The organism is Vibrio sp. 1751 (genome assembly GCF_033339895.1).
GTDB lineage: Bacteria > Pseudomonadota > Gammaproteobacteria > Enterobacterales > Vibrionaceae > Vibrio > Vibrio alginolyticus.
This window is the reverse complement of sequence record NZ_JAWOVM010000011.1, coordinates 74,677-91,185: the sequence shown is the minus strand read 5'-3', so window position 1 is coordinate 91,185 and position 16,509 is coordinate 74,677. Positions and strand designations below refer to the sequence as shown.

Genomic DNA, 16,509 nt, shown 5'->3' with positions numbered 1-16,509 from the left:
CAGTATATGGGGGCTAATTGTTTGGATTCAATAAGAGAAATAAAAAAAGGAGGTAATTACTTACCTCCTTTTTCATTATGGCTGAATTTACTCTGCTCCAGCTGCCTGATTGTCTGCGTTACTGTAAATAAGCAGTGGCTCTGACTCGCCATTAATGACGGACTCATCAATCACGACTTTACTAACGTCTGTTGCAGATGGTAATTCGTACATGGTTTCAAGTAGCACGCCTTCAAGAATCGAGCGTAAGCCACGAGCACCTGTTTTACGCTCCATTGCTTTTTTCGCGATAGCGCGCAGCGCATCTTCACGGAATTCAAGTTCGGCGTTTTCTAGCTCAAACAATGCTGCATATTGCTTGGTCAGTGCGTTCTTCGGTTCACATAGGATCTGAATCAACGCTTCTTCATCAAGCTCAGTCAGTGTTGTTGTTACAGGTAGACGACCAATGAATTCTGGAATGAGGCCGTACTTCACTAAGTCTTCAGGTTCAACTTGAGTAAATAGCTCACCTACCGTCTTCGATTCATTCTTCGAACGAACTTCAGCACCAAAGCCAATACCTGTACCTGTTGCAACACGCTGCTCAATCACCTTGTCTAAGCCAGCAAAAGCACCACCACAAATGAACAGGATCTTAGATGTGTCCACTTGTAGGAATTCTTGCTGAGGATGCTTACGACCACCTTGAGGTGGAACCGATGCAACCGTACCTTCGATAAGTTTTAGTAGCGCCTGCTGAACACCTTCACCAGATACGTCACGCGTAATAGATGGGTTTTCAGCTTTGCGTGAAATCTTATCAATTTCATCAATGTAAACGATGCCGCGTTCCGCTTTAGCTACATCGTAATCACATTTTTGCAGAAGCTTTTGGATGATGTTTTCAACGTCTTCACCTACGTAACCGGCTTCGGTTAGTGTCGTCGCGTCTGCCATTGTAAATGGCACATCCAAGAATCGAGCTAATGTCTCCGCAAGTAGTGTTTTACCGCTACCTGTAGGACCAATTAGAAGGATGTTACTCTTACCAAGCTCCACACCTTCGCTCGTTGTATCACCATTGCGTAAACGCTTGTAGTGGTTATATACCGCAACTGCGAGCACTTTTTTCGCGTAATCTTGCCCGATCACATAGTCATCAAGGTGTTCACGGATCTGTTTTGGCGTTGGTAACGCTTCAGATTCTTTCTTAGGGAGAACATCCTTGATTTCTTCGCGAATAATATCGTTACATAAGTCGACACACTCGTCGCAAATGTACACTGACGGACCTGCGATTAGCTTGCGAACTTCGTGCTGACTTTTGCCGCAGAAAGAACAGTACAGCAATTTACCGCTGCCACTTTCTTTGCTTTTATCTGTCATTCGCTAACCTCTTAGCCTTTACTCTTCATGAATGAGTGTATATCAATTTTTGCCAAAATGCGCTGGCAAATTACTCGCCACGGTGGCTTAACACTGCATCCACGATACCGTATTCCACAGCCTGCTCTGATGACATGAAGTTATCACGATCAGTATCGCGCTCAATGACTTCAAGAGGTTGGCCTGTATGTTCTGCTAACAACTTGTTTAGCTTCTGTTTAATCGTCAGGATTTCCTGAGCATGGATTTGGATATCAGAAGCTTGACCCTGGAAACCACCCAATGGTTGGTGGATCATTACACGAGAGTTAGGCAGTACGTAACGCTTACCTGGCGCACCACCTGCAAGCAGGAAGGCACCCATTGAACATGCTTGACCCATACATACTGTGCTCACATTTGGCTTAATGAACTGCATGGTGTCGTAAATAGACATACCTGCTGTTACGCTGCCGCCTGGTGAGTTGATGTATAGGAAAATATCTTTATCTGGATTTTCAGATTCTAGGAAAAGTAGCTGAGCCACGACAAGGTTTGCCATGTGGTCTTCCACTTGACCCGTTAAAAAAATCACGCGCTCTTTCAGCAGACGTGAGTAGATGTCGTAAGAACGTTCGCCTCGGGAAGTTTGTTCAACCACCATTGGTACTAGCGCGTCCATAATTGGCGACATTGCATTTTTTTCTTGGTAGCTCATATTCTTATGTCCCTAAAATAAATGGCCCGGATGATGACTATCATACGGACCATTGTTAGCAGAATAGTTAACGTTAAGTCAACCTTCTACGCAAGATATTGCTTATTAAGCAGCAGGTTGTTGTTGGTTAAGTAGCTCGTTGAAGCCTACTTCTTTCTCAGAAACCTGTGCTTTAGCGATGATCGCGTCGATTGCTTGCTCTTCTAGAGCTACGTTGCGCATGTTGTTCATCATTTCTTCGTTTTGCTCGTAGTAAGCAATAACTTCTGATGGATCTTCGTATGCAGTAGCCATTTCTTCGATTAGCGCTTTAACTTTCTCGTCGTCCGCTTTTAGCTCTTCAGATTTGATTACTTCACCTAGTAGAAGACCAACAACTACGCGACGTTTAGCTTGTTCTTCGAACAGTTCACGTGGAAGCTGAGCAGCAGCTTCTGGGTTACCACCGAAGCGTTGTGCAGCTTGTTGACGTAGAACTTGGATTTCTTGCTCGATAAGCGCTGATGGTACGTTGATGTCGTTTTGCTCAACTAGACCGTCAATCGCTTGCTCTTTGATGCGGTTCTTAACAGCTTGCTTAAGTTCGCGTTCCATGTTCTTACGAACTTCAGCTTTAAGTGCTTCAACACCACCTTCAACAACACCGAACTTAGCAACGAACTCGTCGTTTAGTTCTGGTAGTTCACGAGCTTCAACTTTGTTCACTTTGATTGCGAACTTAGCTGCTTTACCTTTTAGGTTTTCAGCGTGGTAATCTTCTGGGAAAGTCACGTCGATGTCGAATTCCATACCAGCAGTTTTACCTGCGATACCGTCTTCGAAACCAGGGATCATGCGACCAGCACCCATTTCTAGAGGGAAGTTCTCAGCTTTACCACCTTCGAACTCTTCACCGTCGATAGAGCCAACGAAGTCAATGCTTACGCGTTTGCCATCTTCTGCTGCTTCTTCAACTTCAACCCAAGTTGCTTGTTGCTTACGTAGAGTATCGATCATCTCTTCTACGTCTGCATCTTTAACTTCTGTTAGTGGTTTTTCAACAGTGATGCTCTCTAGGCCTTTAAGCTCAACTTCTGGGTAAACTTCAAAAGTTGCAGTGAAAACTAGGTCTGAACCTTCTTTGTTCTCTACAGGAGCGAAAGTTGGAGCGCCAGCTGGGTTGATTTTCTCTTTAACGATAGCTTCGATGAAGTGGCGTTGCATTACTTCACCAAGAACGTCTTGACGTACTGCTTTGCCGTACATCTTAGCAACCATTTTTAGAGGCACTTTACCCTTACGGAAACCATCGAAACGACGGTTTTTAGCGATGTTGCGTAGTTCAGCTGTTACAGCGTCTTCGATGTTTGCAGCTGGAACAGTAATGTTTAGACGGCGCTCTAGGCCCTCTAGCGTTTCAACAGTAACTTGCATTATATATAAACCTCTAAAGTGGCTCGGTTTTCCGAGCGTATGAGCGAAACTCAGAGGAGCTTACGCTTCATCCTTGTGTAGTGTTCTGTCCGAACACCTAATTTAAAATCGAGTATCGATACTGGTTGTCAGTACCGGACTAATCAGTGATATCTTCGATAAAATAACCAAAGGTATCTCCTATTAGCCTCAGGACAGAATTTTTAGACGCGACATTCTAGCGATCTGTCGCAACCCTGTCGAGCCAATAGCCACTATGTGGACATTGTCTGCGCTAAATTCTCGAATGCTGACCCATTTTTTCTTCAAAAATGCGATTCAGACACCGTCTAAGCATTGCCAGCATATCTAGAATGGGGACAATAGCGACTTTTTCAAGAGAATCGACCGGTTTTTTTATCGAAAAGCCTAAAAAGAGATCTTGCTCTTGTTTTACTCCACAGAGTTGAAAACTAAATCCCTAATCCTTCCTACAAACTATTAACATTTTCTTACGTGACCAAAGGAAGTTGTAAGGAGTGTAAGGATGTCGCAAAAAAAACGGATTCTGCTGACATTTTTTGCTTTCTATTTCCTGTCCGCAATTATCGGTGGCCATTGGGTTTGGCAGACCAGTTATCAATCTCTACTTGATAAACACCAATCACAGTTGGAGCAGTTTTCTGGCCATATAAAAAATAAACTCGATAAGTACGCCCATATTCCAAATCTTCTCGCTAAAGATGATCCTCTTTATCAAGCGCTTCTGCACCCCAACAACAGTGCGCAACTGGAAATCACTAATCGGTATTTAGAATCCGTTAATGGCGTGATTGAAGCAGCGGATACGTACTTAATCGATCAATGGGGTACAACGATCGCGGCCAGCAACTGGCGTAAAGAGCGCTCCTTTATCGGGCGAAATTTTGCATTTCGCCCTTATTTCAAACAAGCCATTGTAGGCAAAAGAAGCCAATACTACGCACTGGGCTCAACATCTGGTAAACGTGGCTACTACTATTCTTATCCCATCGTATACGCTGGCGGTGTACTTGGTGTCGTCGTGGTGAAGATGGACCTAAGTAAGATAGAGGACAACTGGCAGCAACCAAACAGTGTTTTTGTCGCCAGCGACCCATACGAAATTGTTTTCATGAGTAGCCGAAGTGAATGGCTGCTCAAAAGCTTACAACCACTGACAAAAAAAGAGAAAAAGCAAGTTTGGGCAAGCCAACAATATCTTGATGCGCCAATTGAAACGCTTGGATTAGTGGGTAGTTTGGACGAGGTGCATTCTGAGCTTAAACAGGGTTACCCATACAATAAAGGAACCTTGGTAGTCTCTTCGCTGCCCCTACCCGAACTCAAACTGACTATTCGTGTGCTGTCTCCTAAACAGTCGATCGTTTGGTTCACCATGGGTTACATCTTTGTACTCACTCTAGCATTCATGGTTTTGTTTTTAATTGGTCAGCTTATCTATCACCGTCAACAGCGTCACTTGCAACTTGAACGAATTCAACAAGAAGCAAATCAAAAGTTGGAATATCAAGTCATGGCACGGACTGCCGAGTTGCAAGCGGAGATCGCACAGCGTATCGATACCGAACAAACTTTACGCGTTACTCAAGACGAATTGGTGCAAGCAGCGAAACTCGCGGTGTTAGGACAAATGTCGGCCAGTATCAGCCATGAACTGAATAATCCACTTGCGGCAATTCGTAGCTTTGCGGAGAACGGCAAGCTGTTTCTAAAAAAAGAAAAATATGAGCGAGTGGAAGATAATCTCACTCGCATTTCTGCTCTCACTGACCGTATGGCAAATATCAGTCAGCAACTTCGCTCTTTCGCCAAAAAAACCAGTGGTGACGAGTTGGCTCAATCTCGACTGTTCCCTGTTATTGCCTCTGTAAAAGAACTGATGAAGCCCGCATTTAAATCAGGGCGCGTCACGTTAGAAACAAATTTGCCAGAGCATGATGTTGAAGTGCAGATCAATATTATTCAACTGGAGCAAGTGTTGGTCAATTTACTGACTAATGCGATAGAAGCACTCAAAGAGCAACAAGACAAACAGGTAGAATTATCTGTAGAACACGATGAGCACACTGATTTGGTTTGGATTCATGTTGATGATAATGGCCCAGGGCTTGGCTCTTTCTCACTTTCTGATTTATGTGAACCGTTTCTAACCACTAAACTGAACGGTTTAGGTTTGGGTCTCTCTATCTCGCAACAAATCTTAGCCAGTATGAATGGAAAATTATGTGCCCATAATCGAGAACAAGGCGGCGCTCGATTCTCATTGTGTTTACCTATCACTTCTTACAACACTGAACCATCAAAAGGATAAGATCATGTGTCAGGTGTTTTTTATTGATGATGAGGCCGATCTCAGAATCGCTATAGAACAGACCTTTGAACTGGCGGATATCGACGCCAAGTTTTTTGTGGATGCAGAATCGGCTTTAATAGCGATGCAGCAAGGAGAAGAAGCTGGCGTCGTGGTCACTGATATCTGTTTGCCGGGCATTTCTGGTATGGATATGCTGACAACTTTGACTCAACGCGATGCAAACTTACCCGTCATCATGATCACTGGACACGGTGATATTTCCATGGCTGTGCAAGCCCTTCATCAAGGCGCTTACGACTTTATTGAGAAACCTTTTGCGCCAGAACATTTGGTTGAAACGGTTAAGCGGGCGATTGAGAAGCGCAAACTAACCAATGAAAATGAAAAACTGCGCCTGTCACTTAAAGCCAGTAAAACCCTTGGTCCACGAGTTATTGGTGAAACCTCTAGCATCCAAATATTACGAGAGACCATCACCCAAATCGCCGATACCGACGCCGATATTTTATTGTTTGGTGAAACCGGTACAGGGAAAGAGTTAATCGCTCGTTCTTTACATGAGCAAAGCTCTCGCCGGAACCAAAACTTTGTCGCCGTAAATTGTGGAGCGGTTCCAGAGAACTTAATTGAGAGTGAACTCTACGGCCATGAAAAAGGCGCATTCACTGGCGCCGAAAGCCGTCGTATCGGTAAATTTGAGTTTGCACAAGGCGGCACACTTTTCTTGGATGAGATCGAGTCGATGCCTATCCAAGCCCAAATTCGTTTATTGAGGGTATTACAAGAGCGCGTGATTGAGCGTGTCGGTTCAAATGAATTATTGCCTTTAGATATTCGAGTGATTGCCGCAACAAAGGTCGATTTAAAACACGCAGCTGAAGAAGGTACTTTCCGTCAGGACCTCTACTATCGGCTCAATGTCGTGACCCTGGATCTCCCGCCACTACGCGAACGAAAAGAAGACATTCCCGCCCTCTTTCACCACTTTCTGTTGGTAGCAGCTTCACGTTATGGCAAAAGCTCACCTAGCTTGTCACCCCAAGATCTAGCGCAACTGATGAGCCATGACTGGCCTGGCAATGTTCGAGAACTCAGAAATGCTGCAGAGCGTTTTGTGCTATTGGGTAAGTTAATTCAGTTGGGAGAATCGAACCCAGTTGCTAAGTCTTCCTCAAGCCTTGCAGAGCAAGTGGCGGAGTTTGAGAGAGCAGCCATTGAAGGCGCTTTATTAGAAAACAACGGTAGTATTAAACAGACAATGTGCCAATTGAATGTGCCAAGAAAAACTCTTTACGACAAGATGCAGCGCTACCAAATAAATAAAGACCTTTACAAATAAAACACGTTCAAATAGCTGGCATTATATTCAACTTGAATCATAATTTTTAACAACGGGTTTATCATGGTTGTTATAGATATGAACGAAAAAGTGAGAATACCGATTGTTACAGATACCGTGCTCGTAGACGGTTGCTATCAAGAAGAGAGAAGATTCGGTGAAGAGCGTCGTAAAAATAAAAAGAGGTGGCGACACTATGAACGTCGAATTAATTCAGACCCGCGCAAAACTTGTTACAAGTCAATAGACGAAGAGGTGTGAATTCTCACACCTCTTTCTACTTTCTGGCTTCCATTACTTGGTAATGATCTCCGGCCCCATCAAGGTAGTAGGCAACCAAGTCGAAACCCATGGTACATATGTGACGATAATTAGGAACAAGAACATCACTCCAACCCAGGGTAATGCTGCCTTCACTACGTTCATCATCGACATTTTGGCAACACCAGCGGTCACAAATAAGTTAAGACCCACGGGCGGCGTTATCATTCCTATCTCCATATTCACCACCATCATTATGCCCAAATGAATTGGGTCTATACCTAATGCAATCGCAATTGGGAACACGAGCGGCGCAACAATGATCAACAAGCCTGATGGCTCCATGAACTGACCACCAATCAGCAACAAGACGTTCACCACAATCAAAAAAGTGATTGGTCCGAGACCAGCCGAGAGCATCGACTCGGTGATCATTTGCGGGATGCGTTCTTCCGTTAAAACATGCTTCAAAATTAAGGCATTAGCAATGATGAACAGCAGCATGATGGTGAGTTTGCCCGCTTCATACAGGGTGTGTTTCGTGTCTTTATGAACAAAGGTTTGGAAGATTTTAACGAGCGCAGGTTTAGTGTTTTTCTTGTCTGCAAATGGCCCCATGTCTTTGTATACAAAGTTAGCAATAAAGAATGAGTACACAGCAGCAACCGCAGCGGCTTCTGTCGGCGTAAAGATACCGCCATAGATACCACCAAGAATGATGACGACCAACAACAAGCCCCAGCTTGCATCCTTGGCGGCATCAAAAGTTTCTTTCCAACCGACAAAAGGTTGCTTTGGAAGGTTCTTGATTCTCGCGGCAATGTAAATCGCGATCATCAACATGACACCCGCCAGCAAACCGGGAATCACACCACCAAGGAACATACGTCCAACTGACACATCCGTTGCGGCTGCATACACCACCATCACAATCGAAGGTGGGATCAAAATCCCTAGCGTACCTGCGTTACAAATTACCCCAGAGGCAAACTCTTTTGAGTAACCGTTTTTGATCATACCTGCGATAACAATACTACCTATGGCAACAACCGTTGCAGGTGAGGAACCTGACAACGCGGCAAACATCATACACGCTACAACCGAAGCCATCGCCAAACCGCCGCGGAACCAGCCTACAATGGCAATGGCGAAACGAATGATCCGCTTTGCTACGCCACCCGTCGACATAAAGCTTGAAGCCAATATAAAGAATGGAATAGCCAATAGCGTGTAGTGGCCCGCGAATGCATTAAACAGCGTTTGAGCAACTGACGCTAAAGAGGCATCCGAATGCATTAAAAGGAAAAGAACACTGGAAAGGCCCAGCGAAATAGCAATTGGCACGCCAACCAGCATAAAGCCAATTACCATCAAAAATAGAAATAAGATATCCATGGCTTATTGCTCCTTGTTTTTAGCGTCTTGCGAGGCCTTTGGAGCCATTACGTCTTCAGCGTCACTCATCTCAGCTTTAAGAGATTCGAGCTCTTCCTCCGCTTCATGTCCTGCAATCAAGCGATCGAGCTTACCAGTAGCGATTTGCCACGTGACTTGAACAAATCTAAACGTTAGTAGCGCCATTCCAAGTGGCAAAGCGAAGTAAGGAATAAAACGTGGCAGCTTTTCATAACGCTCTCCCTCATTTAACCAGTCGGCCATGAACTGGAGTATTTCAGGCATCGGAATATCGTCCGTTTCATACCACGCTCGGTCGGTAGCGAACGGATACCAGTAGTTCCAAGCGCCAATTAACAGCAAAATAGAGAAGGCTAAGCAACACATTGCTGCAAAAAGCGCCAGGGCTTTTCGTTTACCTTCCGGAACGATGTTAATAATGACATCGACACCAATATGAAAGTGTTTTTTCACACCATAAGATGCGCCAACCAACACCATCCATGCGAACATGAAAACGGTGAGCTCAAGCGCCCAAAGAATATTGTCGTTAAAGACATAACGAAAGATGACATTGGCAAAGGTCAGCAAGGTCATGGCACCCAAGAAGAAAGCAATCAAAGTCTCTTCAATGGCATCGGTGATTCGTCCAGCCTTGGCAAAAAAAGTCTGTTCCATAATTACATCACGTCGTCTGTAGGGGGAAAGAGCCCCCTCAGTTTGAGAGGGCTAAATGTGCTAGCTGTTATTATTTTTGGTTAGACGCCAAAGCGGCTTCGATTAGGTCAGAACCAATGTCTTTTTCGAACTTCTTCCATACTGGTTGAAGTGCAGTGACCCACTCTTGGCGCTGTTCTGGCGTTAGAGTACGAACCACACCACCGGCTTCGATGATATTGTTCTTATTCGCAAGGTTTACTTTGGTTGACTCAGCATTACGCTGCGCAGTTACCTCTTGAATAATGGTATTTAACTGCTCGCGCTGATCATCTGGTAGGTTTTTCCAGAAGTCGTTTGACGTCACAACTAAGTAATCCAGAATTCCGTGGTTCGTTTCCGTAATGCCATCTTGAACTTCGAAGAATTTTTTGCCGTAAATGTTTGACCAAGTATTTTCTTGACCATCAATAACCTTAGTTTGCAAGCCGCCGTAAACTTCTTTGAACGACATTTTTTGTGGGTTAGCACCTAGCTGCTCAAACTGAGCAACGAGTACATCAGAGGCTTGAACACGGAACTTAAGTCCTTCAGCATCAGTTGGAGAAATGAGCGGCTTGTTGGCTGACATTTGCTTCATGCCGTTATGCCAAAACGCAATGCCTTGTAGGCCACGACGTTTCATTGAATTTTTCAGCTTTTCACCCGCTTCCGAGTTTTGGAAACGGTCAACCGCGTCGACATCATCGAACAAGAAAGGAAGATCGAAAAGGCGGTACTTCTTGGTGAATTTCTCAAACTTAGAAAGAGAAGGAGCAGCGAGTTGAACATCACCATTCAGTAGCGCTTCCAACACTTTGTCATCATCATAAAGTGTTGAGTTAGGAAACACCTGCATACAGACTTTACCGTTCATCTCTTCGTTGACGCGCTTTTCAAGTAACGAAGCCGCGATGCCTTTAGGGTGTTTGTCCGCATTCGTTACATGGCTAAACTTGATGACCGTTTCACCTGGGTCACAATTTGCGGCAGCATTAAAACTGGTAACAGCAAGTGCAGAGACAGATAGTAGAGTTAGAGGCTTAAACATTATTATTCTCCTTGTTGAATCACATCCCATCCCGTCCATGAGTAACTAGGTGTTAGGCGATGGGTACGGATGTTCAACAAAGAGCAATTAATGGACCATGTTAAAATTTATATGTATTTCAATAAATTAAAAAAGACCATTAACATGAATCCGAAGTGTAACGAGTGAATTCCACCCAAGAAAAAGATATAAATGGGTGGGAAATGACCCATTTATGAAGAACAGCTTATCTCCATTTTCTTCCCCCATTCCGGCGGCAATTTCGCATAATCATCAAACTCGGGTTGCTCATCAAATGGGCGTTTTAACAGTCCGGCCAATCGGTGTAATTCGCTAAAGTCCCCTTCTTCCGCTTTATCAATCGCCAACTGAGCCAAGTAGTTACGCAAGATGTATTTGGGATTGGCTTGACGCATCTGTTTGCAACGCTGTTCGGTTGAAATCTGGCCCCCTAGTTTATCAACCTCTAGCTCACACCGAGCTAAGTACAGATCAAGCCAAGCTCGCGCAGCTTCTCGGTCGAGAAATAAATCGATTACGGCTTGGGAAGGCGCATTATCAAGGTTTGAAAGTGTTCTGAAGAAGCGAGTGTAGTCCGTTTTGTTCTGGTGAAGAAGCTCAAACATAGCTTCAAACAAACGCCCGTCTTCCGCTATCTTAGTTTTTAAGCCCAACTTCTCACGCATGAGGCGGCTGAACTGCTGGCTTAAATGAACTTCAAATTGACTCAACGACGATTCTAAATCTTCTCGTTCAACGAGTGGCGATAGCGCATGCGCCAATGCTGACAAGTTCCAAAGCGCAATTCTAGGCTGTTGATCAAATGCGTAACGACCCTGGTAGTCTGAATGATTACAAATGTATCCCGGCTCATAATCATCAAGAAAGCCAAACGGACCATAATCAAAAGTTTGCCCAAGAATTGACATGTTATCGGTATTCATCACACCATGCGCAAAACCAAAAGCTTGCCAATATGCGATCATCTCGGCTGTTTTAGTCACGATGGCGTCAAACATCGCGGCATATGGTTTCTCCGCCGATGCACAATCAGCAAAGTGCCACTCAATCACCTTATCCGCCAACAGCTTCTGCTCTGCTAACTGGTTGGTGTAAAAGAAATGCTCAAAGTGACCGAATCGAACATGGGTTTCAGCCATTCGAAGTAACAAAGCGCCCGATTCCGTTTTTTCTCGATAAACAGGTGTATCACTGACCATCATACCGAGAGCACGTGTCGTGGGAACCCCAAGGCCTGCCATGGCTTCACTGCACAGGTACTCACGGATAGTCGAGCGTAATACCGCTCGCCCATCCCCCATTCGCGAGTAAGGCGTTAGCCCTGCACCTTTGAGGTGAAGATCAAACCAAGTACCATCCTGATGCTCAATTTCTGCCAACAGTAATCCACGTCCATCGCCCAAATCTGGGTTGTAAACGCCAAACTGATGGCCTGCATATTTCATCGCAAGAGGACGAAATTGTTCGAATTCACTTAGCCCAGAAAAAACCGCCAATAACTCATCGTTTTGCTCTTCTGGTAAACCAAACTGCTGTGCAAACTCACCATTCCAAGCGACCCAGCGAGTGTTGTCCAAGGGTTGTGGCTCGACCAACGTATAGAACGCTGACGGTAATTGACTAAAGCGATGGGTGAAATTGACCCGTTGCCAAATGGACATGTAGGGTTCCTTAATAAAAAGAAGTACTGTTGTGAGTATACGTGTGAATGTCCCTGTCATTCAGCCATGAAATTGGCATGGGTATTTTGCGTGAATAACGCGAAGGCGGCAGGAAGGTATCAACCTGCCGCAGACCATCTCCTAAACGGAGGTAGCATGTAAAAACGATCAAAGGGTTAAGCGGAAAATTCTTCACCCGTTTTTGGTGGCTGTGATGTCGTATCAAAACGAGCGCGTTCGATATCCACTACCGTTTTATAGCTCAACGATAACAATGCCAGCTGGTACGCGCCAAAAATACCATAGGCCACACCGACGAGGCTCAACATAAAGAGATTCGTAAAGTGGCTAAAGATCAGCTGACTGAGCAAGCCCGCACCCAATGGAATTAGTCCCATCAAAATGAATACTTGTTTGTTGTATGCTCTGCTCTGGTTCCACGAACGACGCAAACTGCGCGGTTGATGATCCATTGCAGTCGCTGGCAACACAAATGACCATCGCGCCATTACCCAATAGCCAGGAATGCTTGCAATCGTTGTGATAATAGCCATAGCAACAAAGTCGGCTTCACCACTTTCTGCAATGTAGATAAACGACAACACAAAGATCGGGATACCAATAACGAGCATCATCATCAGTCCAAACAGTATCCACCAGCCTATGAAACGGAATTCTCGAGCTGACAAACGAAATACATCCAACGCAGAGTGCATGTAATCGCCGGCTAAATAAATTCGATGCACACGCACAGCCGCCATAGCGGCAACAAGTGGGTACAAAATAATTGTGACGAAATAAAATCCTGCGACATTGCCTTCTTGAACGTTCGCTTGATCTTTCCCCGTCATTTCAGGATACATAAAAGCAAAAATTGAGTGCACGATAATCAACGGAATACAAGCAATAACAATTGCGAGTAGATTCCTTCTGACCATCACTGCCGCTTCTCGGCATATTTCCGAAACAGAAAAGGCCTCGGTAGACATATAACATCCTTAGTTCATAAAAATCGGCCCCTAGGGTAACCGCAGAGTAGAAAATCGCTTTAAAAATAATGAGAAACACATCTCATAAGACAATGAGAACGAAACCAAAATAGATCAGATAAAAAATAAGCCACTCAATGTGAGTGGCTTATACCGCAATTCAATACCGTTTTAGACGCGACGTCGCCAGCCTAATGTTGCAAGTAACATCAAAGCCCAATAAGAAACACTGCCGCTACCTTCAGAGTTCTTGAATGTCGTTGTCTTCAAAGAAGCAACAACCGTCACGATAACTTCCCCCGTAGCAGTGGCACCATGACCATCTGAAACCGTATATTGCAGCTTGATGCCGTCAGTAGGGCTATCCGGTGCTTGAAAACGGATTTTGCCATTCTCTACACTCGCACTTCCCACACCCGTTACGTTCTGTACGCTTTCTACAACCAGTTGATCGCCGTTCACATCCGAATCATTGCTCGCTGCATCAATCAGAATACTTTCACCAACGGCAACGGTCGCCGTATCTGCAAGCGTAACTGGCGCTGCGTTTTTCATGGTTAAATCGACGGTAGCACTGGACGTTTCATTACTAGGATCAGTCACGGTTAAACGGAATGTCAGAACCTCACCCGCTTTTGCACCTTGAGGCACCGTAAAGCTTGTGCTAACACTGGTTGCATTGCCAAGAGAAACTGAAGTGCCAGCCAACTGCTCCCATTTATAACTCAACACATCACCATCAGCATCCGTACTATTTAACGCAGACAACGTGACTCGCTGCCCAACCGTCATGTCTTTATTATCAATATCAATCACGGCCACTGGCGCTTCGTTGCTGCCAAGCACTTCCACTTGCACATTCACGATTGAAGATGAGTACGCACCATCAACCGACAACAAACGATATTGGAAAGTGTCCAGACCAACGAAGTTAGCTTCAGGTTGGTACTGGTTGCCAGAGATGGTGCCGTGCTCAGGCTTCTGCACAATGTCCACATTGAACTGATACCCTACCGCCATGAAATCATTGTCCATCAGGTTCAGTTTGATTGGCGTATTTTTATTGGTTTGTAACGAATCAGATTTCGCTTCAACCAAGTTGCTCGCATCCACATTTAATAATGCTGCAAACGGAATATAAGAGAACCCGGCTTTTTCTAGACCAAACGTGCCAATCTCACTGTAATCACCAGTCCACATTACAGGTAGGGAGGCTTTTTCAGTTTTTAGCAAGCGGCCGAAGTCAAAGTTTGCATCAAATTGACCGCCTTCCAATTCAACGACCAATAAGTGCTGACCCGCACTCAATTGGCTTGATTGGGGGAATAAAATTCGAGATGACTTTTGGAAGTTACCTTGTTGTAAAAGCTCAGCGTTGTTTTGATTCAATATTAATCGATAACCAATGTTTCCAGAAAATGGGAATCGCCAAACTCGATAAGTCATGTCACTTTGAGCGCTATCTCTTTGCGCGTAAAGTTGAAGGCCATCAAGCTCTGTATCACTATTCAAGTCCAGTGACACCGCCAGAGTGTTACTCCCACTCGCGTACACATAACCTTGGTGAAGAGAGTTCAGCCATGCTGATTTATTTGGTTCGTTTGTATGCTCAAGAGAAAAGCTACCGCCGTTGGTGTTGCTAGCAATGTTGGAAATACGAACCCCAGTATCAAACCCTGTGATCGCTCTCAGACCCGGGATCGATGTATCTGAAATGACATCGCCACCATTAGGGTACAAATCGTCAGCGTCACTCCTACCATCATTTTCTAACTCATTCAGACCATCAGCCTGCATGATTTGAACCTGCATCGCGCCAACATCATTAAAGCGGTTCTGGACATTGACTGACGTCGCCAGGATACCTTCAGCCGCCAATGCTCGGTCGTAACCGCTAAAGGTGCGATTTTCCAAGTAAATACGTGGACCAAACTCTTTCAAGTACGGGTCGAGATACACCAGCTTGACATCGTCGTTGTTCACAGAAATAGGCGCTGGACTTTCATGAGTTACCGTTGGTACAACAAAACCAGCAGCGTGTTTGCTCCATGCACTCATGTTCACCGGAGTGTCACCAGCGTATGAATCTCCCGGTTTCTGCGCCCATGAACCGCCACCCATCACGCCCCAAGAGCCAATCGAGGCATCACTGTTCCTTGCGTACAAATCCGGTAAGCCAAGCATTAAGTGACCAAGCTCGTGTACGATCACGCCCAACGTCGCTTGATGATCAACTTGATAGTCAGCGAACACACAATAGTCTGTGATCTTTTTACCATCTAGTGTGACATCATCGTGAGAGAATTTGTGCGGCCAAATCGCAGGACGGTTGAGAACCCCTGTTGAACGATCGCCCCCCGCAAAAATAAACATGACAGAGAGTTCTGACGGTTCTACGGTACCATTTTGATTGCTGTCGTAGGCCGAAAGATTAAAGTATGGATCCAGTTTTTGATAAGCCTCGGTGAAAACCGCATTCAACTTGGCGGTGCATGTCTTATCAGTCGAACTAGAGTGACAGTTAGGGTGGCTTTGTGCCACAGTCACATCTATCACACCGTCATTGGCGGTGCCGTAACTCTCAAGTGCAGGAACAACTTTGAATTTACCTTGAGAGTTTTTATCAAAGTAATCCACAACGCTTTGACCATTGGTATTAAATACGCGTTGCTCAAAATCATGCACCATTGCTTGGTCATCAAACGAAACTTGCACAACCAATAGGGGCTGCTGCTTCACCGTTGAACTGCTCATCGCCTGGTAACCTTGCGCCGAACGCAGTAGGTTTTTTCGTGCCATCGGCTCAATGGTTTTTAGAGAAGATAATTGCGGTTTAACTTGTAAATCCGGGCGAAACTTCGCCGACTCAGGTGGCTCACTCGACTGCGTTTTCACCACACCTGTCGAGATCAATATTGGCGTGTCTGACTCGCGCTGAATCTGCGCGAAAAACCAAACGCCGTCTTCCTGAAGTAAGGCATTGCCCTGCTTATCTTCAAACCAGTGGAAATCTGCCGTTCCACGTAGAATTGCCTCACTGGAGCTACCATCGCTCAACGCAATAGTATGCCAAACCGGCGATGGCGGAGTAGTTGCCATGCTCTTCCCTGCAAGAAGCGCAGTTAGCATAGCCATGGCGAGTGTGTTGAATTTCAAAGTACGACTCCATCTTTTCGATTCGTTCATTCATACCAAGCACAACAAACACAAAGTAACCCTATGGGCATAGAGTAAGACTGAGTGACTATTGACGAAGGCTGGTATCAATTCGCTCAGATAACAC

12 protein-coding genes are annotated in these 16,509 nt (G+C 45.1%); 3 read left to right on the top strand and 9 right to left on the bottom strand.

Features of this window, described 5'->3' with window-relative positions; translation table 11 throughout:
• Window positions 1–87: 87 nt before the first annotated feature.
• From clpX to tig, 3 genes are all read right to left on the bottom strand, one after another.
• The gene (gene clpX, locus R7041_RS06540; RefSeq protein ID WP_005382345.1) at window positions 88–1,368 is read right to left on the bottom strand and encodes an ATP-dependent protease ATP-binding subunit ClpX; all 1,281 of its coding nucleotides are present in this window, start codon (window positions 1,366–1,368) and stop codon (window positions 88–90) included.
• 70 nt (window positions 1,369–1,438) lie between these two features.
• Window positions 1,439–2,065 (bottom strand): ATP-dependent Clp endopeptidase proteolytic subunit ClpP, encoded by a 627-nt coding sequence (clpP, locus tag R7041_RS06535; protein ID WP_005382347.1) that lies wholly within the window; start codon window positions 2,063–2,065, stop codon window positions 1,439–1,441.
• A 105-nt stretch (window positions 2,066–2,170) separates the two neighbouring features.
• Window positions 2,171–3,478 carry a trigger factor gene (tig, locus tag R7041_RS06530; RefSeq protein ID WP_005382251.1) on the bottom strand — a complete coding sequence of 436 codons (1,308 nt, stop codon included), beginning with the start codon at window positions 3,476–3,478 and terminating at the stop codon, window positions 2,171–2,173.
• Window positions 3,479–4,004: 526 nt separating this feature from the next.
• On the opposite strand from tig, the gene R7041_RS06525 reads away from it, so the two are divergent.
• The 3 genes from R7041_RS06525 (at window position 4,005) to R7041_RS06515 (ending at window position 7,413) form a co-directional block, all read left to right on the top strand.
• The gene (locus R7041_RS06525) at window positions 4,005–5,810 is read left to right on the top strand and encodes an ATP-binding protein (protein ID WP_033906887.1); all 1,806 of its coding nucleotides are present in this window, start codon (window positions 4,005–4,007) and stop codon (window positions 5,808–5,810) included.
• Between the two features lie 4 nt (window positions 5,811–5,814).
• Window positions 5,815–7,152 carry a sigma-54-dependent transcriptional regulator gene (locus R7041_RS06520; protein WP_005382254.1) on the top strand — a complete coding sequence of 446 codons (1,338 nt, stop codon included), beginning with the start codon at window positions 5,815–5,817 and terminating at the stop codon, window positions 7,150–7,152.
• A gap of 78 nt (window positions 7,153–7,230) precedes the next feature.
• Complete coding sequence (locus R7041_RS06515; protein WP_021034161.1) at window positions 7,231–7,413, top strand: hypothetical protein; 183 nt, start codon at window positions 7,231–7,233, stop codon at window positions 7,411–7,413.
• Between the two features lie 33 nt (window positions 7,414–7,446).
• Here the strand turns inward: R7041_RS06515 and R7041_RS06510 are convergent, their stop codons facing one another.
• From R7041_RS06510 to R7041_RS06485, 6 genes are all read right to left on the bottom strand, one after another.
• Window positions 7,447–8,808 (bottom strand): TRAP transporter large permease, encoded by a 1,362-nt coding sequence (locus R7041_RS06510; protein WP_005382255.1) that lies wholly within the window; start codon window positions 8,806–8,808, stop codon window positions 7,447–7,449.
• 3 nt (window positions 8,809–8,811) lie between these two features.
• On the bottom strand, window positions 8,812–9,486 hold the full coding sequence (locus R7041_RS06505) for a TRAP transporter small permease (protein WP_005384308.1): 675 nt from the start codon (window positions 9,484–9,486) through the stop codon (window positions 8,812–8,814).
• A gap of 70 nt (window positions 9,487–9,556) precedes the next feature.
• Complete coding sequence (locus R7041_RS06500) at window positions 9,557–10,555, bottom strand: TRAP transporter substrate-binding protein (protein WP_017634784.1); 999 nt, start codon at window positions 10,553–10,555, stop codon at window positions 9,557–9,559.
• Between the two features lie 212 nt (window positions 10,556–10,767).
• The gene (locus R7041_RS06495) at window positions 10,768–12,237 is read right to left on the bottom strand and encodes a protein adenylyltransferase SelO (RefSeq protein WP_206949637.1); all 1,470 of its coding nucleotides are present in this window, start codon (window positions 12,235–12,237) and stop codon (window positions 10,768–10,770) included.
• A gap of 176 nt (window positions 12,238–12,413) precedes the next feature.
• On the bottom strand, window positions 12,414–13,226 hold the full coding sequence (locus R7041_RS06490; RefSeq protein ID WP_064369074.1) for a hypothetical protein: 813 nt from the start codon (window positions 13,224–13,226) through the stop codon (window positions 12,414–12,416).
• Between the two features lie 171 nt (window positions 13,227–13,397).
• Complete coding sequence (locus R7041_RS06485; RefSeq protein WP_172797323.1) at window positions 13,398–16,382, bottom strand: M6 family metalloprotease domain-containing protein; 2,985 nt, start codon at window positions 16,380–16,382, stop codon at window positions 13,398–13,400.
• Window positions 16,383–16,509 lie beyond the last annotated feature (127 nt).

Excerpts from the sequence above, each read along its gene's own strand:
- R7041_RS06515 (WP_021034161.1), top strand. The coding sequence starts at position 7,231 with ATGAACGAAAAAGTGAGAATACCGATTGTTACAGATACCGTGCTCGTA.
- R7041_RS06500 (WP_017634784.1), bottom strand. The coding sequence starts at position 10,555 with ATGTTTAAGCCTCTAACTCTACTATCTGTCTCTGCACTTGCTGTTACC.
- tig (WP_005382251.1), bottom strand. The coding sequence starts at position 3,478 with ATGCAAGTTACTGTTGAAACGCTAGAGGGCCTAGAGCGCCGTCTAAAC.
- R7041_RS06525 (WP_033906887.1), top strand. The coding sequence starts at position 4,005 with ATGTCGCAAAAAAAACGGATTCTGCTGACATTTTTTGCTTTCTATTTC.
- clpP (WP_005382347.1), bottom strand. The coding sequence starts at position 2,065 with ATGAGCTACCAAGAAAAAAATGCAATGTCGCCAATTATGGACGCGCTA.
- R7041_RS06505 (WP_005384308.1), bottom strand. The coding sequence starts at position 9,486 with ATGGAACAGACTTTTTTTGCCAAGGCTGGACGAATCACCGATGCCATT.
- R7041_RS06520 (WP_005382254.1), top strand. The coding sequence starts at position 5,815 with ATGTGTCAGGTGTTTTTTATTGATGATGAGGCCGATCTCAGAATCGCT.
- R7041_RS06495 (WP_206949637.1), bottom strand. The coding sequence starts at position 12,237 with ATGTCCATTTGGCAACGGGTCAATTTCACCCATCGCTTTAGTCAATTA.
- clpX (WP_005382345.1), bottom strand. The coding sequence starts at position 1,368 with ATGACAGATAAAAGCAAAGAAAGTGGCAGCGGTAAATTGCTGTACTGT.
- R7041_RS06490 (WP_064369074.1), bottom strand. The coding sequence starts at position 13,226 with ATGTCTACCGAGGCCTTTTCTGTTTCGGAAATATGCCGAGAAGCGGCA.
- R7041_RS06510 (WP_005382255.1), bottom strand. The coding sequence starts at position 8,808 with ATGGATATCTTATTTCTATTTTTGATGGTAATTGGCTTTATGCTGGTT.